General features: G+C 27.5%; 22 protein-coding genes and 1 tRNA gene. 6 read left to right on the top strand and 17 right to left on the bottom strand.

From position 1 onward, the window contains the following. Nucleotides 1-76 precede the first annotated feature (76 nt). Both EGD97_RS11380 and EGD97_RS11375 read right to left on the bottom strand, forming a co-directional pair. Nucleotides 77-547, bottom strand: coding sequence for a PTS sugar transporter subunit IIB (locus EGD97_RS11380; RefSeq protein ID WP_078681927.1), 471 nt, complete (start codon nucleotides 545-547; stop codon nucleotides 77-79). Then, nucleotides 544-963 carry a PTS sugar transporter subunit IIA gene (locus tag EGD97_RS11375; RefSeq protein ID WP_127837461.1) on the bottom strand — a complete coding sequence of 140 codons (420 nt, stop codon included), beginning with the start codon at nucleotides 961-963 and terminating at the stop codon, nucleotides 544-546. The genes EGD97_RS11380 and EGD97_RS11375 overlap by 4 nt, the downstream gene beginning before the upstream one ends. Nucleotides 964-1,809: 846 nt before the next feature. Here EGD97_RS11375 and EGD97_RS11370 point away from each other — a divergent pair. The 3 genes from EGD97_RS11370 to EGD97_RS11360 all read left to right on the top strand — a co-directional run bounded on the left by EGD97_RS11370 (nucleotide 1,810) and on the right by EGD97_RS11360 (nucleotide 6,392). After that, complete coding sequence (locus tag EGD97_RS11370) at nucleotides 1,810-3,171, top strand: beta/alpha barrel domain-containing protein (protein WP_078681929.1); 1,362 nt, start codon at nucleotides 1,810-1,812, stop codon at nucleotides 3,169-3,171. A 283-nt stretch (nucleotides 3,172-3,454) separates the two neighbouring features. Continuing rightward, nucleotides 3,455-5,401, top strand: coding sequence for an aconitate hydratase (locus EGD97_RS11365; protein ID WP_127837459.1), 1,947 nt, complete (start codon nucleotides 3,455-3,457; stop codon nucleotides 5,399-5,401). Further along, nucleotides 5,394-6,392 carry an isocitrate/isopropylmalate dehydrogenase family protein gene (locus EGD97_RS11360; RefSeq protein WP_127837457.1) on the top strand — a complete coding sequence of 333 codons (999 nt, stop codon included), beginning with the start codon at nucleotides 5,394-5,396 and terminating at the stop codon, nucleotides 6,390-6,392. Before EGD97_RS11365 ends, EGD97_RS11360 begins: the two co-directional genes overlap by 8 nt. A gap of 159 nt (nucleotides 6,393-6,551) precedes the next feature. On the opposite strand, the gene EGD97_RS11355 is transcribed toward EGD97_RS11360, so the two are convergent. From EGD97_RS11355 to EGD97_RS11335, 5 genes are all read right to left on the bottom strand, one after another. Next, complete coding sequence (locus EGD97_RS11355) at nucleotides 6,552-7,808, bottom strand: glutamate-5-semialdehyde dehydrogenase (protein ID WP_127837455.1); 1,257 nt, start codon at nucleotides 7,806-7,808, stop codon at nucleotides 6,552-6,554. 11 nt (nucleotides 7,809-7,819) lie between these two features. Then, complete coding sequence (proB, locus tag EGD97_RS11350; protein WP_127837453.1) at nucleotides 7,820-8,947, bottom strand: glutamate 5-kinase; 1,128 nt, start codon at nucleotides 8,945-8,947, stop codon at nucleotides 7,820-7,822. Between the two features lie 175 nt (nucleotides 8,948-9,122). Next, a complete protein-coding gene (locus tag EGD97_RS11345) occupies nucleotides 9,123-9,269 on the bottom strand; it encodes a YvrJ family protein (RefSeq protein ID WP_127837451.1) in 147 nt (48 codons plus the stop codon). Between the two features lie 52 nt (nucleotides 9,270-9,321). Then, on the bottom strand, nucleotides 9,322-10,218 hold the full coding sequence (locus EGD97_RS11340; RefSeq protein WP_127837450.1) for an HD domain-containing protein: 897 nt from the start codon (nucleotides 10,216-10,218) through the stop codon (nucleotides 9,322-9,324). Nucleotides 10,219-10,357: 139 nt separating this feature from the next. After that, a complete protein-coding gene (locus EGD97_RS11335) occupies nucleotides 10,358-10,621 on the bottom strand; it encodes an ATP cone domain-containing protein (protein ID WP_078681935.1) in 264 nt (87 codons plus the stop codon). A 271-nt stretch (nucleotides 10,622-10,892) separates the two neighbouring features. On the opposite strand from EGD97_RS11335, the gene EGD97_RS11330 reads away from it, so the two are divergent. Then, a complete protein-coding gene (locus EGD97_RS11330; RefSeq protein WP_127837449.1) occupies nucleotides 10,893-12,089 on the top strand; it encodes a S8 family serine peptidase in 1,197 nt (398 codons plus the stop codon). Between the two features lie 189 nt (nucleotides 12,090-12,278). Here the strand turns inward: EGD97_RS11330 and EGD97_RS11325 are convergent, their stop codons facing one another. Next, nucleotides 12,279-13,496: a M23 family metallopeptidase gene (locus EGD97_RS11325; RefSeq protein WP_164850210.1), complete on the bottom strand. Its 1,218-nt coding sequence runs from the start codon at nucleotides 13,494-13,496 to the stop codon at nucleotides 12,279-12,281. 382 nt (nucleotides 13,497-13,878) lie between these two features. Between EGD97_RS11325 and EGD97_RS11320 the strand changes: the two genes are divergently transcribed. Both EGD97_RS11320 and EGD97_RS11315 read left to right on the top strand, forming a co-directional pair. After that, nucleotides 13,879-14,865: a DnaD domain protein gene (locus tag EGD97_RS11320; RefSeq protein ID WP_127837447.1), complete on the top strand. Its 987-nt coding sequence runs from the start codon at nucleotides 13,879-13,881 to the stop codon at nucleotides 14,863-14,865. Next, entirely contained in the window at nucleotides 14,858-15,838 is a 981-nt protein-coding gene (locus tag EGD97_RS11315) for an ATP-binding protein (RefSeq protein ID WP_078681939.1), read from the top strand. The genes EGD97_RS11320 and EGD97_RS11315 overlap by 8 nt, the downstream gene beginning before the upstream one ends. Nucleotides 15,839-16,034: 196 nt before the next feature. Here the strand turns inward: EGD97_RS11315 and EGD97_RS11310 are convergent, their stop codons facing one another. The 9 genes from EGD97_RS11310 to EGD97_RS11270 form a co-directional block, all read right to left on the bottom strand. Then, a complete protein-coding gene (locus EGD97_RS11310) occupies nucleotides 16,035-16,412 on the bottom strand; it encodes a PTS glucitol/sorbitol transporter subunit IIA (RefSeq protein ID WP_228202024.1) in 378 nt (125 codons plus the stop codon). Nucleotides 16,413-16,465: 53 nt separating this feature from the next. Further along, nucleotides 16,466-17,464, bottom strand: coding sequence for a PTS glucitol/sorbitol transporter subunit IIB (gene srlE, locus EGD97_RS11305; RefSeq protein WP_127837445.1), 999 nt, complete (start codon nucleotides 17,462-17,464; stop codon nucleotides 16,466-16,468). 12 nt (nucleotides 17,465-17,476) lie between these two features. Further along, on the bottom strand, nucleotides 17,477-18,022 hold the full coding sequence (gene srlA / locus EGD97_RS11300; protein WP_127837444.1) for a PTS glucitol/sorbitol transporter subunit IIC: 546 nt from the start codon (nucleotides 18,020-18,022) through the stop codon (nucleotides 17,477-17,479). A 69-nt stretch (nucleotides 18,023-18,091) separates the two neighbouring features. Beyond that, nucleotides 18,092-19,135 carry a glycerol-3-phosphate dehydrogenase gene (locus EGD97_RS11295; RefSeq protein ID WP_127837443.1) on the bottom strand — a complete coding sequence of 348 codons (1,044 nt, stop codon included), beginning with the start codon at nucleotides 19,133-19,135 and terminating at the stop codon, nucleotides 18,092-18,094. Nucleotides 19,136-19,150: 15 nt separating this feature from the next. After that, on the bottom strand, nucleotides 19,151-19,597 hold the full coding sequence (locus EGD97_RS11290; protein WP_205693993.1) for a transcriptional regulator GutM: 447 nt from the start codon (nucleotides 19,595-19,597) through the stop codon (nucleotides 19,151-19,153). Between the two features lies 1 nt (nucleotide 19,598). Next, a complete protein-coding gene (locus tag EGD97_RS11285) occupies nucleotides 19,599-19,904 on the bottom strand; it encodes a PTS sugar transporter subunit IIA (RefSeq protein ID WP_127837442.1) in 306 nt (101 codons plus the stop codon). Next, nucleotides 19,867-21,471 (bottom strand): BglG family transcription antiterminator, encoded by a 1,605-nt coding sequence (locus tag EGD97_RS11280; protein ID WP_127837440.1) that lies wholly within the window; start codon nucleotides 21,469-21,471, stop codon nucleotides 19,867-19,869. The genes EGD97_RS11285 and EGD97_RS11280 overlap by 38 nt, the downstream gene beginning before the upstream one ends. 15 nt (nucleotides 21,472-21,486) lie before the next feature. Beyond that, nucleotides 21,487-22,287: an SDR family oxidoreductase gene (locus EGD97_RS11275; protein ID WP_127837438.1), complete on the bottom strand. Its 801-nt coding sequence runs from the start codon at nucleotides 22,285-22,287 to the stop codon at nucleotides 21,487-21,489. Nucleotides 22,288-22,639: 352 nt separating this feature from the next. Then, nucleotides 22,640-22,716 (bottom strand) — tRNA-Asp (locus tag EGD97_RS11270). Nucleotides 22,717-22,816 lie beyond the last annotated feature (100 nt).

Here is a 22,816-nt window from a genome sequence, read left to right as displayed (position 1 = left end):
TGTCATACCCATTTTTAAGAATAAAATTTTTTCTTAAAAACTATTGACTTTAACTAGCTGGTCTTTTTTATTAAATTTAAATTTTTGATGTTAAATCTTCTTTTTTAGAAGTTGGTACTTGCTGCATATACAAAATAATTCCCATTTCTTTTAATTGTTTTGAATCATTTAATTCTTCTTCGTTTAAAAAAACTGCATTACTGTACTGTTTAGAGTTTTCTTTTTTAGCAATTCCACCATAATTAATTTCCTCAATTTTAGGGTAACCTTTACAAAATTCTAAAACTGATTTTGTACCACCAAAAATGAACATAATATTTTCTTTTAATTGTTCAATTTTAGGCATTTTTAATAAGGCTTCTTTTACTGAAAAAATATTTAGTACTACACCTGCAGGTTTTGATAAATTTAATGACATTTTCTTTAATTCATCATTGGCTGCTACATCATCTACTACAATAATTCTTGAAATGTTTAAACTTTTGGTCCATGAAAAAACCACTTGTCCATGTAATAAACGATGATCAATTCTAACTAATTTAATCATAGTTCTTCCTCCTTTTTATTTAAATTTTTATTAATTAATTTATTGCAGTCAACAATAGCTTGTTGACTTTCTTTGATAAACTGTTCTAAAGTTTTATTTGAAATATTTTCAGAAATAGCAATAGAAATAACTAAAGATAAGTTCATACCTGCAATAACATGTAATTTAGGATAATCTTTTAATAAAGACATAACATCATTATTAACACTACCACCTAAAATATCTGTCAAAATATAAATATCATTTTTCCCATAATTATTTTTTATTGCCTTTTCTATTGATTCTTTAATACTTTTTTCTTCATCTCTATAAGATGAAAAGGCTTGAACTGTTTCTAAATTTCCTACAATCATATTTAAAGTATCTTTCATACCTTGAGCTAATTTTCCATGACTAGCTAAAATAACTTGATTCATTTTTTTGCCTCCTTTATCGTTCTATGCAATTTAATAAAGCATAATCCGTGCCAAAAAGAGTTATTATATAAATTATCCAATAAATTCAATGTTTATTTTTACATAATATTATTTTTATAACACTTTTATATTTGATATAAAAACTGTTGAATAAAAGTGTTGCAACAATAATATTAACTTCAGCAAAATAAATTCTATATAATTTCATAAAATAAAAGCCATGCATAAATTAATGAAACACTTTTATGCATGGCTTTTATTTTTATAAGGTTAATATATATTATCATTTCGTTTATTTATTTCAGAATGCAAACAAAACAAAAGATGCCAGAATTTTCTAGCATCTTTAAATAAAAATCAACTCTATATAAACTCTATATATAAGGGGGATCTAACTTCTATTTCATAATAACACAATATTATGAAAAGTTTGTTAATATAAAGTTACATATCAATGAACCTTGCAAATTCATAATTTTATCTAGTTTTTTTAATATTTTTTTGATTTTTCAGACAAGTTTAATTTACTCTTTAACAAATCGGAAAAGTCTTTAGGTATTTAATTATAAAAAATATTAAAATATTTCCTATTTTTGCATTATATAAAAATATTATTTCATTAAATGAATTTTTTTTAATAAATCTTGCAAAATAATATTAAATACATATTCCTAATTGATTATTTTTATGATATACTATAATACATAACTACTTATTTTTTAGCATTAAAATTTGTACTATTTGCAAAAATATGTTTTTATATAATGAATAATTTATTGATTATATTGCATTTTTTTAAATATCGTTAGTTTAAATTTCATTTTCGTTCTGTTGGGAGGGATAATAATGTTTGAAAAATTTAGCCAGAAGATTTTTGAATCTTCTCAGAAACCAGAGTTTTATAAAGATATATTTCCATATGATGAATTACCTAAAGTAACATTTAATAATATACAGCTTCCAATGGATATGCCTGAAGATATATGGATAACAGATACAACTTTTAGAGATGGCCAGCAATCTATTTCTCCTTTTAGTGTAGATCAAATGGTAAAATTATATTCTTATCTTCATGAGTTAGATAATAATTCAGGAATAATAAGACAAACTGAATTTTTTCTATATACTGAAAAAGATAGAGAAGCAGCTTATAAATGTCTTTCGTTAGGATATGAATTCCCTGAAATTACTTCTTGGATTAGAGCTAATAAAGAAGATTTTAAACTTGTAAAAAATATGGGAATAAAAGAAACCGGTATTCTTATGTCTTGTTCTGATTATCATATATTCAAAAAGCTAAATATGACTAGAGAAGAAGCTGCACAAAAATATATATCTATAGTAGAAGAAGCATTGGCTAACGATATTACTCCAAGATGTCATCTTGAAGATATAACAAGAGCCGACTTTTTTGGGTTTGTAGTTCCTTTTGTAAAAAAACTTATGGAGTTAGCTAAAGAAGCTAATAAAAAGATTAAAATACGTGCTTGTGATACTTTAGGACTTGGTGTTCCTTATAGTGGCGCCGCACTTCCTAGAAGCGTTCAAGCTATTATACATGGTTTGAAAAATTACGCTGGAGTTCCTTCAGATTGGCTTGAATGGCATGGTCATAATGATTTTTATGGGGTTGTAACTAATTCTTCTACAGCTTGGTTATATGGTTGTGCTTCAGTAAATAGCACTCTTTTTGGTATTGGTGAAAGAACTGGAAATTGTCCTCTTGAAGCTATGATTATAGAATACGGACAGCTTAAGGGTAATACAAAAAACATGAGATTAAACTTAATTACTGAAATAGCTGAATATTTTCAAAGTGAATTTGATTATTCAATCCCTCCAAAAACTCCTTTTATAGGCAGCGAATTTAATCTTACAAAAGCTGGAATACATGCCGATGGAGTTTTAAAGGATGAGGAAATATATAATATATTTGATACAGAAAAAATATTAGATAGACCTATAGTCGTAGCTGTAAATGAATATTCTGGTCTTGCTGGCATTGCCGCTTGGATAAACACTTATTACAAGCTTAAAGATGAATATAAAATAGATAAAAAAGATCCAAGAATAAAGCTTATAAAAGAATGGATAGACGAAGAATACGAAAATGGTAGAAATACTATTATTACTAATGAAGAACTTGAGCTTTTGGTAGAAAAATATATACCTGAAGTTTTTATAACAAAAAAAGTTAGAGTTAGTTAATTTTAATTTAATAAATATATAACATAAAAATAAATATAGTCTAGTAAAGTAATAATCTTACAAAAGTATATTTTATCTTATAAAAGAGTATTATTATTTTACTAGATAACTGTATTAAACACTAAAAGTAAATTGAAAAATAAAAAATAAAATTATATTATTAATAGATAACTGTATTAAACTTTCAAACTTTGGATATCTATAAATTACAATAAATAAAAATAAATAAGTTTATAGCAGTAATTTAGCTGACTATAAACTTATTATACGAGGAGGATTGAATATGGGCTTAAATTTATCACAAAAAATTATTAAAGCACATCTTGTAAAAGGTGAAATGGTTCAAGGCAGTGAAATTGCCCTTAGAATAGATCAAACATTAACACAAGATTCAACAGGTACTATGGCTTATCTTCAATTTGAAGCTATGGGAATTGATAAAGTAAAAACAAAAAGATCTGTAGCATATATAGATCATAATACTTTACAAACAGGACCTGAAAATGCAGGAGATCACGCTTATATACAATCAGTTGCTAAAAAACATGGAATTTATTTTTCAAAACCAGGTAATGGAATATGTCATCAAGTTCACTTAGAAAGATTTGGAGTTCCCGGTGAAACATTGCTTGGATCTGACAGCCACACTCCTACTGGCGGTGGTATAGGTATGCTCGCAATTGGAGCTGGCGGACTTGATGTAGCTGTAGCTATGGGTGGCGGTGCTTATTATATTAATATGCCTAAAATAGTAAAAGTAAATCTTAAAGGTAAACTAAACCCTTGGGTAACTGCAAAAGATATAATATTAGAACTTTTAAGAAGACTTACCGTTAAAGGCGGTGTAGGTAAGATATTTGAATATACTGGAGAAGGAGTTAAGTGTTTATCTGTCCCAGAGAGAGCTACTATAACAAATATGGGAGCTGAACTTGGTGCTACTACCTCCATATTCCCTAGTGATGAAATAACTTATGAATTTTTAAAAGCACAGGGAAGGGAAAAAGATTTTACACCTTTATCTGCCGATGAAGACGCAGTTTATGATGAAGAAATAACAATAGATTTAAATTCTTTAGAGCCTATGGTTGCTTGCCCTCATAGTCCTGATAATGTAGTTAAAATCAGTGAACTTGAAGGTAAAAAAGTAAATCAGGTTCTTATAGGAAGCTGTACTAATTCTTCTTACATTGATATGATGAAAGTTGCAAAAATACTTGAAGGTAAAACTATAGCAGAACATGTATCTTTAGCTGTTTCTCCAGGTTCTAAACAAGTTTTAACAATGCTTGCTCAAAATGGAGCTTTAGCTTCTATAATAGCTTCAGGAGCTAGAATATTAGAATCTGCTTGTGGTCCTTGTATAGGTATGGGACAATCTCCTGCCGAGAATGCAGTATCTTTAAGAACATTTAATAGAAATTTTGAAGGAAGATCTGGAACTACTTCTGCTAATGTTTATTTAGTCAGCCCTGAAATTGCTGCAGTTTCAGCTCTTACAGGATATATAACTGATCCAAGAACTTTAGGCGATCCTATTAATGTAGAAATGCCTAAAAAGTTTTTAATAAATGATAATTTAATAGTACCTCCTGCTGAGGATGGAAGTACTGTAGAAATAATAAGAGGAAGCAATATAAAAGAATTCCCTCAAGGTAAACCTCTTAAAGATGAAGTTGTAGGAAAAGTATTAACTAAAGTTGGAGATAATATAACAACAGATCATATTATGCCTTCTAATTCAAAATTACTTCCTTATAGATCCAATATTCCTTATTTATCTGACTATTGTCTAACACCTTCTGATAAAGACTTTCCAAAGAAGGCAAAAGAATTTGGAGGCGGTTTTATAGTTGGAGGAAGCAATTACGGTCAAGGCTCCAGCAGAGAACATGCTGCATTAGTTCCTCTATATCTTGGAGTTAAAGCAGTTTTAGCTAAATCTTTTGCTAGAATCCATATGGCAAACCTTATAAATAATGGTATATTACCTTTAGTTTTTGAAAATGAAAAAGATTATGATGATATTGATATGCTCGATGAACTTTTAATAAAAGATGCTAGAAGTCAGGTTGAATCTGGAATTATAGAAGTAGATAATATAACTAAAAACAAAAAATATAAAATGATTTTAAATGCTACAGAAAGACAAAAACAAATGCTTCTTTCTGGAGGACTTTTAAACTTAACAAAATTGCAAGAAGAAAGGAGTAAAAACCATAATGCATAAAATTACATTTATTCCTGGAGACGGAATAGGTCCAGAAGTTATGGGTGCTGCTAAAAAAGTAATTGAAGCAAGTGGCGTATCAATAGATTTTGAAGAAGTAGCAGCTGGCGAAAAACTTATAGAAAAATATGGTACACCTCTTCCAGATTCAGTTTTAGATAGCATAGCAAAAAATAAAATTGCTTGGAAAGGTCCTATAACAACACCTGTAGGAAAAGGCTTTAGAAGTGTTAATGTAACATTAAGACAAAAATTTAATCTTTATGCTAATTTAAGGCCAATAAAAACTTATGAGGGTGTTCCTTCAAGATATGAAAATATTGATCTTCTTATAGTTAGAGAAAATACAGAAGATTTATATGCTGGAATTGAACATATGATAGGCGAAGATGCCGCAGAAAGCATAAAAATAATTACAAAAAAAGCTAGTGAAAAGATAGTTAAGTTTGCTTTTGACACAGCTTTAGAACAAGGAAGAAAGAAAGTTACCGCTGTTCATAAAGCTAATATAATGAAATGCACAGATGGTTTATTCTTAAATGTATCAAGAGAAGTTGCTAAAAATTATCCTCAAATTCAGTTTGAAGATATGATTGTAGATGCTATGAGCATGAAACTTGTTATGAATCCTGAAAAGTATGATGTTCTTGTTATGCCAAATCTTTATGGAGATATACTCTCTGATATGGCAGCAGGTCTTGTTGGAGGTCTTGGATTAGCTCCTGGAGCTAATATAGGAGATGGAGCAGCTATTTTTGAAGCTATCCATGGTTCTGCACCAGATATTGCTGGAAAAAACATAGCAAATCCAACAGCTGCTATACTTTCTGGAGTATTAATGCTTAGGTTCATAGGAGAACAGGAAGCTGCAGATAAAATTGAAAATGCAGTAGCAAAAGTTCTTAAGGAAGGTAAAAAAACAACCTCTGACTTAGGTGGAAACTCAACTACCACCGAATTTGCAGAGGCTGTAATAGACGCAATTATTTAATTATGCCCTCTTTTTATTTATATATATATTTTATTATAGAGTTTCTAATTTAATATATAAGTTTATAAGTTAAATTTTTACAAAGAAACTCTATATGTCACAGCTAAGTTTTTATAAAACTTAAAGCTGTGACTTTTTTTATTTAATCTGTAAGTTTTTTTATTTGCGTATTTGTCCTTCTCCATATATTATATATTTATTTGTAGTAAGCTGTTTAAGTCCCATAGGTCCTCTTGCATGAAGCTTTTGGGTACTTATACCTATTTCACCGCCAAAACCAAATTCAAAGCCATCTGTAAATCTAGTAGAAGCATTTACATATACAGCTGCTGCGTCTACTTCTTTTAAAAATCTTTGAGAATTAAAATAATTGTTAGTTATTATAGCTTCTGAATGTTTAGTTCCATATTTATATATATGTTCTAAAGCTTCATCTAAAGAGTCTACAACTTTAACTGCTAATATTAAATCAAGAAACTCTTTGTAAAAATCTTCTTCTAAAGCTTTCAGAGCTTCTGGAATTACAGCTATCGTTCTTTCACAGCCTCTAATTTCTACTCCGAGTTCTTTAAGTCTAGGGGCTAAACTTTTTAAAAGTTCTTTATAACAGTCTTTGTGTATAAGTAATGTTTCCATAGCATTACAAACTGCAGGCCTTTGAGTTTTAGCATTTATTATTATTTCCTCTGCCATCTTTAAATCAGCATCAGCATCTACATATACATGACAATTTCCTACTCCTGTTTCTATAACAGGTACTGTAGCATTTTGTACTACATTTTTAATAAGTCCTGCCCCTCCTCTTGGTATAAGTACATCTATATAATCATTAAGTTTAAGCATTATATTAACAGCTTCTCTATCTACTATATCTATATATTGAATAGAATTTTCAGGCAATCCTGCTTCAATAGCTGCTTTTGAAATAACATCTGCAAGTGCTTTATTAGAATTTAAAGCTTCAGATCCTCCTCTTAGCATTACTGCATTACCAGCTTTTATACAAAGTGCTGCAGCATCTACTGTTACATTTGGTCTAGCTTCATAAATTATAGCTATTACACCTAATGGTACTCTTATTTCACCTATTTGTATACCATTTGGTCTTTTCCACATCTTTGTAACTTCTCCTATAGGATCTTCCAAAGAAGCTATCTGTCTTACGCCCTCTGCCATATCTAAAATTCTCTTTTGATTTAGCATAAGCCTATCAAGCATAGCTTTAGATAAACCTTTTGCTCTTCCTGCTTCCATGTCTTTTTCGTTTGCCTCTAAAATTATATCTGTATTTTTAAGTAAAGCTTCTGCCATATTAATAAGAGCTTTGTTTTTTATATCTGTCCTGCAATTACCTAAATTTCTAGCTGCTATTTTGGCAAATTTCCCTTTTTCTATTATTTTCTCCTTTATATCCATAATTACCTCCCTTAAAATATTACCATATTATTTCTGTGTATTGCCTCATCAAAATGTTTATGACCTAATATTTTTTCTATATCACTAGATTTTTTGCCTAATATTAATTCTATTTCTGAGGAAGAATAATTTGTTACGCCTCTTCCTATTTCTTTACCATTATAATTATATATAGATATTACAGCGCCTTCATTAAAGCAGCCTTCTACTTTAGCTATTCCACTTGGAAGAAGACTACATTGTTCTTTTATAAGTGCTTTTTCTGCTCCTTTATCTATTATAACTCTACCACTTATATCAGTGCTATATGCAATCCAATGCTTCTTTGCTTGTAATGGACATTCTTTAGGTTTAAATAAAGTTCCAACATCTTTTCCATCAATAATATCTTGAAGTATTGAATGTTTTGATCCATTTGCAATAATCATTGCTGTCCCAGAAGCTGTTGCAATTCTCCCAGCACTTAACTTTGTAGCCATACCACCAGTTCCTAACTTTGTACCAGATCCATTTGCCATATTTTCTATATCATCATTTATAGAATCTACAAAATGAATAAGTTTAGCTCCAGAATTTATATTTGGATTATCATCATATAATCCATCAATATCAGATAATAATATAAGCAAATCAGCTTCTACCAAGCTAGATACTAAAGCTGATAATGTATCATTATCTCCTACCTTTATTTCATCTACCACAACAGCATCATTTTCATTTACTATAGGTATAACACCTTTATCCAAAAGTGCAAAAAAAGTATTTCTAGCATTTAAAAATCTATTTCTATTTGCAAAATCATCTTTTGTAAGGAGTATTTGAGCTATAGTTTTCCCATATTCAGAAAAAATTTTTTCATACATATGAAGAAGTATTCCCTGACCTACAGCTGCTGCAGCTTGCTTTTCAGGAATAGTTTTAGGCTTAGTTTTAAGTCCAAGTTTTCCCATACCTGCCCCAACAGCTCCTGAAGTTACTAATATAACCTCAATATTTTGATTGTGTAAATTTGCCAGCTGTCTAACTAAACTTTCTATACGATCTAAATTTAAAAGACCGCTAGAGTGAGTAAGTGTAGAAGTTCCTACTTTTACAACAACTCTCTTTATTCCTTTTAAATAATTTTTTCTGCAGTTCATAGCCTGCCCCCTTTTTTATATATGTTTCCATTATAAAGAATTATAAATATAAAATGCATTAATATCAAGTTAAACTTGCATAAAAAAAGCTTTTCAAAACACATAAAACTGCATTTTAAAAAGCTTTTTCATAATAATACAATTAAATATAAAAAAATTAAAAATATAATTAGTATTATTTATTTATTGTGTTTATGACACTAGATAGATTGTTAATACTGCTTGTAAGGTTTTCAAGCTTACCTTCTATCCTAACTAAAAGATATATAGATACAGCTATAGGAAACCCTACATTACCTATCAAACTAACTATTGCATCCATAATTATCACCTCAATAATTATATATGCAATAATTTATTTTTACATATAAATATTAAATATATAATCTTGTTCCTATTCTTCTATCATATTCTGACCAAGTACCTGGCTCTGTAATATCTTTTACTTGACCTACTTTGTTCATAGTAGCATCAACAAAATCAGCATAATGTACTATAAAAGCTTCTTCAGTATTTGGCGCTTTAGGAGAGCCATATTCTATTTTACCATGATGCTGAACTATACATCCTTTAATTCTATTTTTAAAATCTTCACTATAAATATTCCCTCCAGATTTAAAAGCCTCTTCAATCATAGTAACTCCTATAACTATATGTCCTTCCATTTCTCCTCTAATTGAAACAGAAAAAGGACCATTTACATCATATTCTTCTGTTTTACCTATGTCATGAAGCTTAGCTGCAAGTATAGCAATTTCCTTATGCCTGCAATTATATCTATAAGCCATAACTTTAGTCATATACATAACATTTAAAGTATGTTCAGCTAATCCTCCTATATAATTATGATGCTGATTTAAGCCCCCTATACCATTTTTAAATTTTTCTAAAAAACTTTTATCTTTAAAAAAATAATCATTTAAACTTATTATTTCTGGACTTTTAAATTCTTCTTTAGATATAGTTTCTATATCACTTATAACTTCTTCTATAGGTCTTTTTAAACTGGGGAGATAATCATTTATATCAAAATCTTCTATCTTTTTATATTCATTTACTTCATAAATTATATTTTTTTTAGCTTTTATATATATAACATCTCCAATATTAATCTTTTCATGAATTTGAGGTATAAATATTTTAAAATCTCCAGTTTTATCTCCAATAAAAGCTGTAAATTCACCATCTTCTTTATTTAAAATTTTCATAACCATAAAGCTGTCTTCTATATATTCATTATTTTTTAAATCTTTAAAAAAACTGTCTTTCATTTTCGTCATCCTTTCAAAATATAAAATAGAAACACTTATATATAATTTTATTTTTTTCTATGGTTATGTTTTTATTCTAGGTAAATTTTATTAATTTTTATTAAAATTTTAAAAATCATATTTAAATTTTTATATAATTTTATATATCCATATATGATTTACATACACTAGAAAAACCAGAATTTATAAGAACATGATATACTATTCCTCTTACCTCATAACTTGATGTAAGAGAAGAATTTTCTCTTAATAAATTTAGTATTTTTTTTATATCATTTAATACTATATTTAAATCTGACTCAGTTATAGGGAAGTTAATATCATTAGCAGAATTTTCAATACTTGCTTTTAATTTATTTATATCAAATTTTTCAATTCTGCCATCTTTTTTTATTATTTGCATTATATAATACCCCCTCTAAAATAAATATAATTTTTTTATTTAGTAAAGATTTTCAATACAAAGTCTTAATATATGTAAAATTAAGTTTTGTTTATATATAACCTTTACAATTTAAGTTTAAATTATAAACATATAATTTTCAACAATAAACTATAAAATAATTAATGGTTTTAAAATATATGTAAATAATTTAATAATAAACATTCTAATTTGTATCAATATTATAAAAGTTTCATAATATATATTGGTATCAATTTTTTAGGAGGCTTTTATGTTCTCTTTTAAAAGCAAACTTGATTATAATCTCAAACAGGCTTTAGAAAGTAATAGCTATAAAAATTATAGAGTAATAATTCAATGTAAGACTTTAATAGAAAATATAGAAAAAAAGATAAAATCCTATAAATCAGAAGTAATAAGAAATATACCATCAATAAAATGTATAAGTGCAAATTTATCTAAAAGTGCAATAGAAAGGCTTTTAGAGCTTCCTGAAGTTTCATATATATCTTTCGATACAAATGCTTTTTTATGTGGAATGAGTGTTTTAAGTGCAAATGGTATAACATTTCAAGAAAGATATAAACTTACTGGGAAAGGAATTGGAATTGGTTTAGTTGATAGTGGTACTTACCCTCATACAGATATTTGTCATCCTAATAATAAAATTAAAAAATTTGTAGATTTGATAAATGATATGAAATATCCTTATGATGATAATGGACATGGAACATTTATGAGTGGTATTATATGTGGAAGTGGAGCTGCTTCTAAAGGTATGTATAGAGGTATTGCTGAAAACAGCCATTTATATTCAGTAAAAGCTTTTAACGATATAGGCAGAGGCTTTATTTCAGACATATTGTATGCTATTGAACTTATACTTAATGAAAATGTTGAATACAACATAAAAGTAATTTGTCTTCCTTTTGAAATTATAGACTATAATTCTTTTATTATTTCACTTTTTTCTAAAATATTTGATATTGCTGTAAAAAAAGGAATAGTTGTGGTTGTTCCAAGTGGTAATAGTAATAAAAATGAAGAAGGTTCAATTAAAGGTATTGCTACATTAAATAATTGTATTACTGTTGCAGGATTAGATACTAGAAGTGGTATTAAGCCTTATATTCATTCTTCCTCTGGTCCTTATGGTAAACTTGAAAAGCCTGATTTATCAGCAGCCTGTGTAGAAATTTGCTCATTAAACTGTAATAAAAATTATATTTCAGAAAGAAACGGTTCAAGAATATATGCTTATCCTTTAGATAAACCTTATACAACTTATAGTGGTACTTCTTGTGCTGCTGCTTTTATAAGTGGTATTTGTGCTCTTTTGTTTGAAAATAACCCAGAACTTTCTTTTAAAGATGTATTATCATTATTAAAAGTTTCTTGCAAACTTTTAAATATGTTTAAATGGTCTCAAGGAGCAGGTATGATTGATATTACAAAGCTTCTTCCATAAATGTACCCCCACCTTATGAATCAGGGGTGGGGGTACTATATCAATAATCTTACATCCTGATATATTTTTATTTATTTAGTACAATGCCCATTACCTTGCACTAAAATCCTTAAGTTTTTTGCATTTAGATACTCATATAAATAATTTATTTCAATTAAAATCAGAACTTAATGTAATGGAATATTTATATTATTTGTTTTTTATATCATTTAAATATTTAGTAGGATCTTTAGGAACTCCATTTATTCTTATTTCAAAATGAAGATGTGGTCCTGTGCTGTTTCCTGTACTTCCAACTTCTGCAATTTTTTCACCCTTTTTTACCTTTTGACCTTCTGATACTAAAAGTTTACTACAATGTCCATAATAAGTATCAATACCATCGTTATGTTTTAATTTAATTAAATTACCATAGCCGCTAGCCCAACCTGAATATGTTACAGTGCCATCAAGAGCAGCATATATAGGTTCCCCTAAGTTTGCTGCTATATCAAGTCCTTCGTGCATTCTGCCCCACCTCATTCCAAAATTTGAAGATATTGTGCCTCGTGAAGGTGATACAAAAGAAGTACTTGCTGTTTTATCTTTATTTTCATTACTTTTAGTACCTTTTAATATAACTTTATTTACTGGAGGTATAGTAACTTTTTCACTTATAACTTTTGAATCTATTATATTATTATTTTGCATTGTAATTTCTTTTAATACAATCTTTTCACCATACTTACCTTGATTTTCAATTTGGCTTTGTCCTTCTAAAATACTGTTTGATGATTTTGTAATAGTTTCTGGGGAAATATTTTTTGTACTTTGAGAAGTACCTTTAAATTCTATCACTAATAGAGGTTTCTTTAACTTTGAGTTTACTTCTATAATTCTTTCTTTAACTTTATCAACATCATCTACATCTTTTAAAAGAGTTTTCTTTTTTTCATATGTGATTTTATTTTTTACATTACTTTCTTTTATATTAACTCCGTTTTTAGAAGCATAATAGTTTGCTACCTTATCTAAAGCTTCTTTTCCTTCCATTTGGCTAGCAACTATTGCTATTTCTTTACCATCACAAAGCATGGAAAAGGCTTCTACTTCTATTCCTCCATTTTGAATTATAGATTTTTCTAATAATTTATCATCAATTAAATAATCTTCATTTACTTTTGAATTAAAAACAAAAATACTATCTTTAAAATTTGTACTTTTAAATCTATTTTCTAATTCATTATTTATTTTTGCTATTTGTTTAAGTGCATTTTCATCAGCTTTAACATATGCTACAGCTTTATCAAAAACTTTAATTTCATATGCATTGGGAGTATTTTCTTTGTAATAAACAGAGGATACTGCTATAGTCCCTGCAAAACTTGCCAAACTTAAAAATTTGTAAAATTTATTTCTTTTACTCAAAAATTTATCCTCTCCTTTCACTTTAGATAATATTCCCAATATTTCATCAAAATATAACATTTTTAAAACATTCTATAGCTATGAATAAAATTTAACTAAATGTTAATATTTAAAAAGATATATTATGTACGAGATATATATAATATAAAAATCCTTATTATATATAAAACTTTAAAGTTTTATATATTTATTTAGTAAATTATTAATACTATATTTAAAAATAAGATATAGCATTAGCACTTGTTTAAATCATTATTTTACTAGTCTATATTTACTTTTCATGTTATGTATCTACATATTGAGTATAAACCTATATTTTGTTATAATTGTTCTATGTGATACTATATATTGTATAAAATTAGTAAAGGAAGGCTGTGGTATTATGAGCACTTTTATGTTTAAAAATAAAGCTCAAGATTACACACCTGTTAGTAATATTTTTATAGATAAATATATGACTAAGGCTCGTGGTGATTTTGTCAAAGTATATATTTTAGGACTTAAATACTGTATGTCAGGTGAATTAGGGGTTAGTTCTTCTATACTTGCAAGCACTCTTCATCTTTTAGAAACAGATGTACTAAATGCTTGGAACTATTGGAATGATGAAGGTGTTATTAGAATGGTTCCTATAGATAACATGGGGAATTTTAACATTCAGTTTTTAGATTTAAATGACTCTGTATCTTCAGACAATGAAAATATAAATCTTTTAGAAGAATTAAATAAAAGTACTACAAAAGATATGCTTAAAGAAATAGAAAAACTTTTAGGAAGACCTTTATCTACTAAAGAAATGACTCTTTATATAAGCTGGCAAAAAGAATATAACTTTTCTTTAGAACTTATACTTCTTTTAATCCAATATTGTGTTTCAAAAGGTAAAACAGATTATAGATATATAGAAAAAATAGCTATAACTTGGTATGATTCTAAAATCACTACAGTTGATGCAGCTCAAGCTTTTATAAAAAAACATGAAGACAAATGGATTAAAATTAGAAAGATTTTAAATTATTTAGGTATAAAGGATGCAGAAGTTATGAAGCCTCAAGAAGAAATGCTTGATAAATGGATTAATATTTATAAATTCCCACTTGAAGTTATTTTTAAAGCCTGTGATATTTGCTTTGAAAGAATAAATAAAGCTGAGTTTAAATATATAGATGGGATATTAGGAAGTTGGTATAAAGATGGTTTATTCACTCTTGAAGCAATAGCTAAAAAAGATGTAAAAAGAAATAATACTAAAAAAAATAATAACTTTAAGTATAATAATAATAGTACTTTTAATAATTTTGAACAAAGAACATATGATTTTGACGAGCTTGAAAAAAAGTTATTAGGATGGGAGACTAACAATGATTAACGGTTATCAATCTGAAATACTTAAAATATATGAAAATATACGTGAAGAAGAAAACAGAGCTCTTGAAAAAAGAAGAAAAGAAATTGAAGAAAAACTTCCTGAAATTATAAATATTGAGCAGCAAATTGGTAAACTCTGCGTAGAAGTTTCTATGAGTACTTTTAAAAATATAAAAAATAGGGATGAATATATAAAAAGTCTTAAAGAGAAAATTACTGATTTAAGAGTTCAAAAGTCTGAACTCTTATCTAAATATGGTTACCCAATAACCTATCTTGAACATAATTATAAATGTGAAAAATGTAAAGATACTGGATTTATAGGAACTAAAAAGTGTTCATGTTATAAACATTATTTGGTAAAAGTTTATTATAAAAATTCAGACTTAAAGGAATTAACTCGTGAAAATAATTTTGATAATTTTAATGTAGAATACTACTCTTTAAGAAAAACTGGCAGTGAACCAGAAAGTCCGCGTAAAAATATTGAAAAAATTGTTACAAAATGTATGGCTTTTATACGAAACTTTCAATCTTCAAATGAAAATCTTCTTTTTTATGGACCTTCAGGTACAGGTAAGTCTTTCTTATCTATATGTATAGCAAAAGAGCTTTTAGATAAAGGATATCTTGTAGTTTATAGAACTGCTGAAAATTTAATTCAGAATTTAAAACGCATACGTTTTGAAGGTGATGAAAATCTTGAAGATTTGCTTATAAACTGTGATTTACTTATTATAGACGATTTAGGTGCTGAACAAATAAGCGATTTTTCTAAAACAGAACTTTTTAATCTTTTAAATAAGAAAATTTTAAAAAACAAAAATATGATAATATCAACAAATTGCAAACTAGAAGAAATACTTCAAATTTACTCTGAAAGAATAAGCTCTAGACTTCTTGGTAATTTTACTCTTCATAAATTTTTTGGAGATGATATTAGAATAAAAAAGAATTTAAATAAAATAAGGTAAAATAACTAAAATATAAGTAAAATTTTTAAAGTTCCATATTTAATTCTATATTCTTCTTTAATAAACTAATCCAGTAGATAGCATATAAAAATGCTTTCTACTGGATTAGTTATTTTACTATGCTCAGCAGACAATATTTTTACATTTTTTTATACATTTATTAATATATGCAATATTTGCTGTATCCAAAAACATTTCATTCATCCTTTACCTTATTATTTTTTATTGTAATTTTTGTTCCTATAGAAATATTAGTTATTGGCTTTTGTTCAACATATAATGAACCTGCCATTATATTTTCTATTTCGCCTCTAAAATCAATTGTAATATGCCCTAAGTCTCTTAAATTTTTGTTTACTTGATCTCCAACTGCTATAATTTTATATTCACTTTCATCAATCATAAATAGGTCGCCAACTTCTATAGAATCTTTAAGTTCATTTTTATCAATCAGAAAACAATAAGGTCTTAATTCAGGAGGAGCATTAAATCCGAAAAGTACTATCATTCCTCCATTTAAAAATTCATCAGTATTTAAACCAATTTCCAATATTTTTGTAGAATAAATAATCATAATCCTTTTTCTCCTTAGCCATTTATTTTATGTCAATTTAATTTATTTAATATTTACTTATAAAGACCAAAACTAGCTAACCAAGCTACAAATACTCTAGGTACTCCATTTAAAAATCTTGAATATAAAATTGATGGTACACCCACTTGTACTGTTTCAGGTTCTGCCTCTTCAAGTCCAAGTCCAACAGGTATAAAATCACATGCATTTTGAGTATTAATTGCAAACAATGCAGGTAATGCTAAATTAGGAGCTATATTTTTTTTGCCTATTTCTACACCTATAAGTGTACCTATTACCTGAGCAATAACTGCACCTGGTCCTAAAAGAGGTGATAAAAATGGTAGTGAACATACAAAGCCTATTAATAATAACCCCCATATACTGCCTGCTAATGGAGCCATAATTTTAGCAAATACATTCCCAATTCCACTTCCTTGAATAATACCAATCAACATTGATACAAATGCCATAAAAGGTAATATAGTATTTAATACTGTCTGTACTGCCTCTCTTGAAGATTGAAGCATTATTGCAATTGCTTTACCTGCTCCCATACCAAACTTAGCTATAATACTTCCTTTTTCAGCATTTTGTGCTGTTAGTTTTTTATCTGTAGTATATCCTTCAGCTTTTTTATTTGTATTTGTTACAGTTACAGGTATATCTTCTTTTTCATCAACTAACGAAACTTGATTTACTCCTACATTAGATACATATATGTCCTCAGTTATATATTTTGCTAAAGGACCAGATTTCCCTGTAGCTATAATATTTACTGTTGGGATTCCTTTTTGAGGATAAATGCCACATCTTAAAGTTCCACCGCAATCAATAATTGCTAAAGCTATCTCGCTATCTGGTATGGAAGTTTTAAATCCATTTACTGCCTCCATTCCAGTAAGTTCAGCTATTTTATCTACAATAGCAGGTTTTTCTCCTCCTCCTACAACATAAATGAATTTATGTTTTTCTTCAGTAGGTGTTATAATTAATGGACCTCCCCATCCACCTTTACCTTTTTCTATTTTAATACTTCTATAATTAGCCATTTTAATACCCCCTTATAGTTTAGTTTCTTTACTTAAAGTAATACCAGATTTTCTGCAAACATACCCAGTAGTAAAATCAGTTACATATGCACCAACTGCATTCATTACAAGACCGACTAACATATATCTTACTGCTAATGGTGTAGTACTCAAGCCAAGAGTTTCAATACCAGCCGCAATTCCTAAATAAACAAAAAGTTCACCTGGATTGATATGTGGAAACAATCCATTACTTGTATGACAAAACTGTGCTAATGCTGCGTAATAACTGGGTTTATAATATTCTGGCAAAAATTTCCCTAATGTAAATGATGCGGGATTACCTAACATAAATGCTGCAACAAAAGGTAAAACCATATTCCTCATTATTGAATATTTGGAAGCCCACTGTGCAAATTTATTAACTCTATCCTGCCCTATGAGGCTAATTACAGTATTCATAAATACTAATAACAATAATACTAATGGAACTATACCAGACATCCAGCTTATAAATACATTTGCCCCTGTTTTAAATAAACCTATAAATCCTTCTGCAATTTTAATAAAAAAGTTCATTTTACACTCCCCTTTATATAATATTTTTAGTTAAATACTTTTTATAAATTTCATTCTCACTATAAAAATTTATATTTTTTCTGTTTCAAAATCTTTCCATGGAATATTAACAGCTGCATTATTATTTATGATATCGTCTACATGCATTAGAAGTGGAAAATCGCTCAAATCAATAATTCCTCTCTCTGACATACGTCTAATACATTTTGCTGTACGAGTTGCAATAACAATGGATTCTAATGTAACACCTTTTAACTTTTCAATTGCTTTTTCAAAAGATAGCCCTTGTCCTAGTAAAGTTCCTATTTTGCGGGTTCTTCCTCCAAAAATTGTTACATAAAGATCTCCTGCACCATAAATTATATTTTCTTCACCACCTCCAATTAAATTTAATATATATTTCATTTCTTTAATGCTTTGCCCAAAAAGCGCTGCTTGAGAATTATAATGTTCAATTCCATTTCCATCAGGACCTATTGCTATTCCAATAGATAAAGATACTCCTAATGCATAAGCATTTTTAAGAGCTACTGCACACTCTACTCCCCTTACATCTGTAGATAAACTTATATGATAGTATGAAGTCTCAAATAAATTTTTAAATTTTCTCAGTATATTTATATCCTTACCACAAAATACAACAGTAGAATTATCTTTATCTGCTAATTCATAACTTGTACATGGACCTCCTATTGCATTTATAGAAAGTTTTTTGTCTTTAGAAAGTTTGCTTTCAAAATATTCTGGATAAGTAATCATAGTACCATCTTCCATATCTATCATTCCTTTTGTAACCGATAATATAGGAACATTTTCAGGTATAAGATTTAAAATATTATCTGCAAACCAATCAATTCCAAAACTACTTACTCCACAAACAACAAATTCTGCTTCTTTTAATGCTTGTACTACGTTTTCAATTTGATAATACTCAATGCTCTCTGATGGTAAATAACGTTTTAATGTGGGATGAAATCCTGTAGTTCTAGCAGTTTCAATAATATCTCTATCTAAAAAAGTACCAACAAGTCTTACAGTATTTTTATTTTCTACAGCTGGAAAAGTTAATGCAGATGCCATTTGTCCAGCCCCTATAAAAGCTATAATAGCCATATTAAATTATCTCCTTTACCCAACAAATTTTTTATAAAATTGTCCAAATGGTGATTTTTTTTCAGGAATTTTTTGTCCATTTATAAAAGCATTATAATTATTTACTGCATCAATTACAGCTTCTCTTGTAATTTTTAATTCTTTTTTCATTTCATCATCTTCTAACCTTATATCACTAATATTTCTCCCATTAAATTGATTAAAATCACGAAATTTTGCTAGAATAGTTGTTCCTTGCAGCTTTTTTCCATAACGTATTACCCCATTATTATCAATAGAAAATAGTATAATAGTACCTGACTGTATTTTACCTGGGCGTCTGCCAATAGCTACTTTTCCTTCCCGTCTCATTTTACTGTATTCATCACCAAAATGTTTAATTTGTTTAAACCCTAAATAATATTGAAGTGCAAAAGCAGACATTATAAATATACTAATAAAAATCATAAATTTAATGTCCATCTTACAAATATCCTTTCATTAAAAATTTATTTAAATCATCTACTGAGTTAATCTTTTGAAGCATATTGATAAGATTTTTTTCACTAATTATAGTAAATAAATAATTATATATTTTCATTAACATTTCCTCTTGAATACTGTTCATTTTTTCAGGTATTACTAAAAAGAAAATTATTTTTAGATTATCTTTCTCTGGATTTAAAATGCCTAATGTTAAATTTAACTTATCAATTATTTTATCTGTTAAATGAGGAAATGCAACTCCATTTTCATAAATCATTGAACTTAATTTTTCTTTTTTTTTCAAAGTTTTTATAAATATCTTTTGAAACAATACCTTCTTTGATTAAAACTTGAGTAATTAAGCGAACATTGTTTTTATATCCTTTATTGCTATCTAAATGCATTACATTAATATTTACAACTTCACTTATTTTTTCAATAAGAGCATTATTTCTGCTTTCTATTTCATTTATTTTCTGAGTTAATATATTTTTATCAATTATACCATTTATCTGAATAATAGGAATATGAACATCCGTAGATATATTTTCGGTACTAAAAAGTATTCCGTATTCGGATATATCTTTTGTAGCTAAATCTGAAGTGGTTAAAAAATCTATTTTGGAATTTAATCCAATTACTTCTTTAAGTTGTCTTTGAATAAGTTCAAATGCACCTCTCCCAGCATTTGTTATTACAGCAGCATTTTTTATATTATTACTTTCATCGTAAATAGTTTTTCTTTCATCAAGTATTAATGCAAAATATACTGCAAGATAAATTATATCAACTGTAGTACTAAATAAATTATATCTTTCCTTAAGTACATTCATTGATGTTTTGGCTAATTCAAAAGCTAAAGGGAATTTAATTTTTATTTGATCTGAAAAAATATCTCTTACAGGAATTTTAAATATTAACCTGTTAATAAGAAATAATAGATGATACCTGACTTTTTCAAAAAAATCCTCTTTATCAATGTGAATCATAAACTTTTCTTCTACATTTTCAAGCATTTCATTTACAATATCTATTAATTGTTTTTCATTTTGAGTATTATCTACAGTAGATGTATATACAGAATTTCTAGTATTTATGGGAAAAAATATAAAATCTATCTCTTCATTGTTAATATTAATTTTAAACATATTTTTAATTTCCATTACAAAATCATTTAATTTACTGCTATTGGCTTCGAAATTTTTATACATGGGAATTTTTGTGTTTAATAAATTCCCATTTTTAATCCTATATATACTTACTAAGGTTGATTTATAAATTAAATATCTACTTAAATTGTTTAATTTATAGTGTTCAGATAATGATTTTATCATATTAATAAATTTATTATTTATAAAAATTTTACTCGGGAAATAATCAAATACTTCATAAATTAATATTAATCGTTTACTAAATTCACTGCCATTTAATTTTATTCCTTTATTAGGCACTCCTACTATCTCTGCACCATATTTTTTTAGTATATTTTTTGCTTTCTTTAAATCATTATTGACTGTACCTCTACTTACATTCATATAATCACAAAGATCCAGTATATTTACATAAATCCCTTTATCAATTAATTCATAAAACAAATATGCTATTCTACATTTATAATCATTAAAATCATACATATTTGCTATATATAAGTGCTTATAAAACTTATCTTCATCCAAAATATTAAGTGTAATTATATGTCCATCTTCTATTATGTCAATATTTAATTCATTTTTATATATGTGGTTAATTTCTTTAACATAATTATATATATCATATTTAGAATCTACTTCTTCCAAAATTTCTTCATTATATAACTTATTCTTTAAAAGCAATAAATTCAATAATTTATTTATATTTGCATAGCTTGGCACAACTATCCCTCCAAACTAACCTCTTGACTTCCCTCCCGTAATGTTAATTACAGTTCCAGTAATATAAGAAGCCTTATCAGAAGCTAAGAAACTAACAAGGTATGCAATTTCATCTAATTTACCTACTCGACCTAAAGGAATGCTCTTTTCATAACCATAATCAAGCTGGTCTACACTTATGTTTCTTGTATATGCTAAAGCTTTATTGTATTCAGGAGTAGTAAGTCCTGTCTTTTCATTTATACCTGGTGCTACACCTACAACTCTAATACCAAATTTCCCAAGTTCTTTTGCCCATGATCTTGTATATGAATTTACTGCTCCCTTTGTTGCAGAATATAAGCTTTGTCCTACAGACCCTTCCATTCCAGATTCAGAAGATATATTAATTATCACCCCTTTTACTTTTTTATTAATCATATGTCTAACTACAGCTTGAGTAACAAATACAACACCTTTTTGATTAACATTTACCATTTTATTAAATGCTTCCTCGTCAATTTCATATTTTCTTTCATTACTATAAAAATCAACAAGTAATCTTGGTAAATTAATCCCAGCATTATTAACTAATACATCAATTTGACCGAATTTTTTAACTGCTTCTTCTACCATAGAATTTACACTACAAATCGAAGTTACATCTGTTTTAATATTATATACACCATCACCATTTCCAGTTTCAACATTTAAATCTGCAACAATGACATTTGCTCCATTTTCTTTCAACTGGTTAGTAATATGCAAGCCTATGCCTGAATTGCCTCCAGTTACAATAATTGTTTTGCCATTAATGTTTAACCAATTCTCTGTCATATCATTTTACCTCCTTACCTCTTGATTAAATTATAAGCCTTTAAATGATAAGAATTAATACACTAAAATTTTCATAAGTATCATAATTCTTTGTACTAATTCTGAAAAATAATAGGCATATAAATAGCATTAATATAATAAAATCAAAATTAATATTACGTAAGGAGTATATATTTTAAAAAAACATAATAAATTTAATCTTTAATTAATAATAATAACTTTTTCAAAAATATTATTACTATCTTATGCATTATTTATATTGTGTTATTCGTTATTTTTAGTAAATACATATTTGTACTTAAAATAATAAAAAGTCCCAAACAAAATGTTTGAGACTTTTTATTATTTACTTTGGCGACCCAGAAGGGGCTCGAACCCTCGACCTCCGGCGTGACAGGCCGGCACTCTAACCAACTGAGCCACTGGGCCACATATATTTAAATATTTTATTATTATAGTGATAATCACTATGGTGGGCACAACAGGGCTCGAACCTGTGACCCTCTGCTTGTAAGGCAGATGCTCTCCC

Origin of the sequence: Clostridium prolinivorans (assembly GCF_004011155.1) — a bacterium.
Lineage (GTDB): Bacteria > Bacillota > Clostridia > Clostridiales > Clostridiaceae > Clostridium_AT > Clostridium_AT prolinivorans.
The sequence above is the reverse complement of the archived record's forward strand: the minus strand, read 5'-3'. Positions and strand labels throughout refer to the sequence as shown.

Excerpts from the sequence above, each read along its gene's own strand:
- EGD97_RS11380 (WP_078681927.1), bottom strand. The coding sequence starts at position 547 with ATGATTAAATTAGTTAGAATTGATCATCGTTTATTACATGGACAAGTG.
- EGD97_RS11375 (WP_127837461.1), bottom strand. The coding sequence starts at position 963 with ATGAATCAAGTTATTTTAGCTAGTCATGGAAAATTAGCTCAAGGTATG.
- EGD97_RS11370 (WP_078681929.1), top strand. The coding sequence starts at position 1,810 with ATGTTTGAAAAATTTAGCCAGAAGATTTTTGAATCTTCTCAGAAACCA.
- EGD97_RS11365 (WP_127837459.1), top strand. The coding sequence starts at position 3,455 with ATGGGCTTAAATTTATCACAAAAAATTATTAAAGCACATCTTGTAAAA.
- EGD97_RS11360 (WP_127837457.1), top strand. The coding sequence starts at position 5,394 with ATGCATAAAATTACATTTATTCCTGGAGACGGAATAGGTCCAGAAGTT.
- EGD97_RS11355 (WP_127837455.1), bottom strand. The coding sequence starts at position 7,808 with ATGGATATAAAGGAGAAAATAATAGAAAAAGGGAAATTTGCCAAAATA.
- proB (WP_127837453.1), bottom strand. The coding sequence starts at position 8,947 with ATGAACTGCAGAAAAAATTATTTAAAAGGAATAAAGAGAGTTGTTGTA.
- EGD97_RS11345 (WP_127837451.1), bottom strand. The coding sequence starts at position 9,269 with ATGGATGCAATAGTTAGTTTGATAGGTAATGTAGGGTTTCCTATAGCT.
- EGD97_RS11340 (WP_127837450.1), bottom strand. The coding sequence starts at position 10,218 with ATGAAAGACAGTTTTTTTAAAGATTTAAAAAATAATGAATATATAGAA.
- EGD97_RS11335 (WP_078681935.1), bottom strand. The coding sequence starts at position 10,621 with ATGCAAATAATAAAAAAAGATGGCAGAATTGAAAAATTTGATATAAAT.
- EGD97_RS11330 (WP_127837449.1), top strand. The coding sequence starts at position 10,893 with ATGTTCTCTTTTAAAAGCAAACTTGATTATAATCTCAAACAGGCTTTA.
- EGD97_RS11320 (WP_127837447.1), top strand. The coding sequence starts at position 13,879 with ATGAGCACTTTTATGTTTAAAAATAAAGCTCAAGATTACACACCTGTT.
- EGD97_RS11315 (WP_078681939.1), top strand. The coding sequence starts at position 14,858 with ATGATTAACGGTTATCAATCTGAAATACTTAAAATATATGAAAATATA.
- EGD97_RS11310 (WP_228202024.1), bottom strand. The coding sequence starts at position 16,412 with ATGATTATTTATTCTACAAAAATATTGGAAATTGGTTTAAATACTGAT.
- srlE (WP_127837445.1), bottom strand. The coding sequence starts at position 17,464 with ATGGCTAATTATAGAAGTATTAAAATAGAAAAAGGTAAAGGTGGATGG.
- srlA (WP_127837444.1), bottom strand. The coding sequence starts at position 18,022 with ATGAACTTTTTTATTAAAATTGCAGAAGGATTTATAGGTTTATTTAAA.
- EGD97_RS11295 (WP_127837443.1), bottom strand. The coding sequence starts at position 19,135 with ATGGCTATTATAGCTTTTATAGGGGCTGGACAAATGGCATCTGCATTA.
- EGD97_RS11290 (WP_205693993.1), bottom strand. The coding sequence starts at position 19,597 with ATGGACATTAAATTTATGATTTTTATTAGTATATTTATAATGTCTGCT.
- EGD97_RS11275 (WP_127837438.1), bottom strand. The coding sequence starts at position 22,287 with ATGACAGAGAATTGGTTAAACATTAATGGCAAAACAATTATTGTAACT.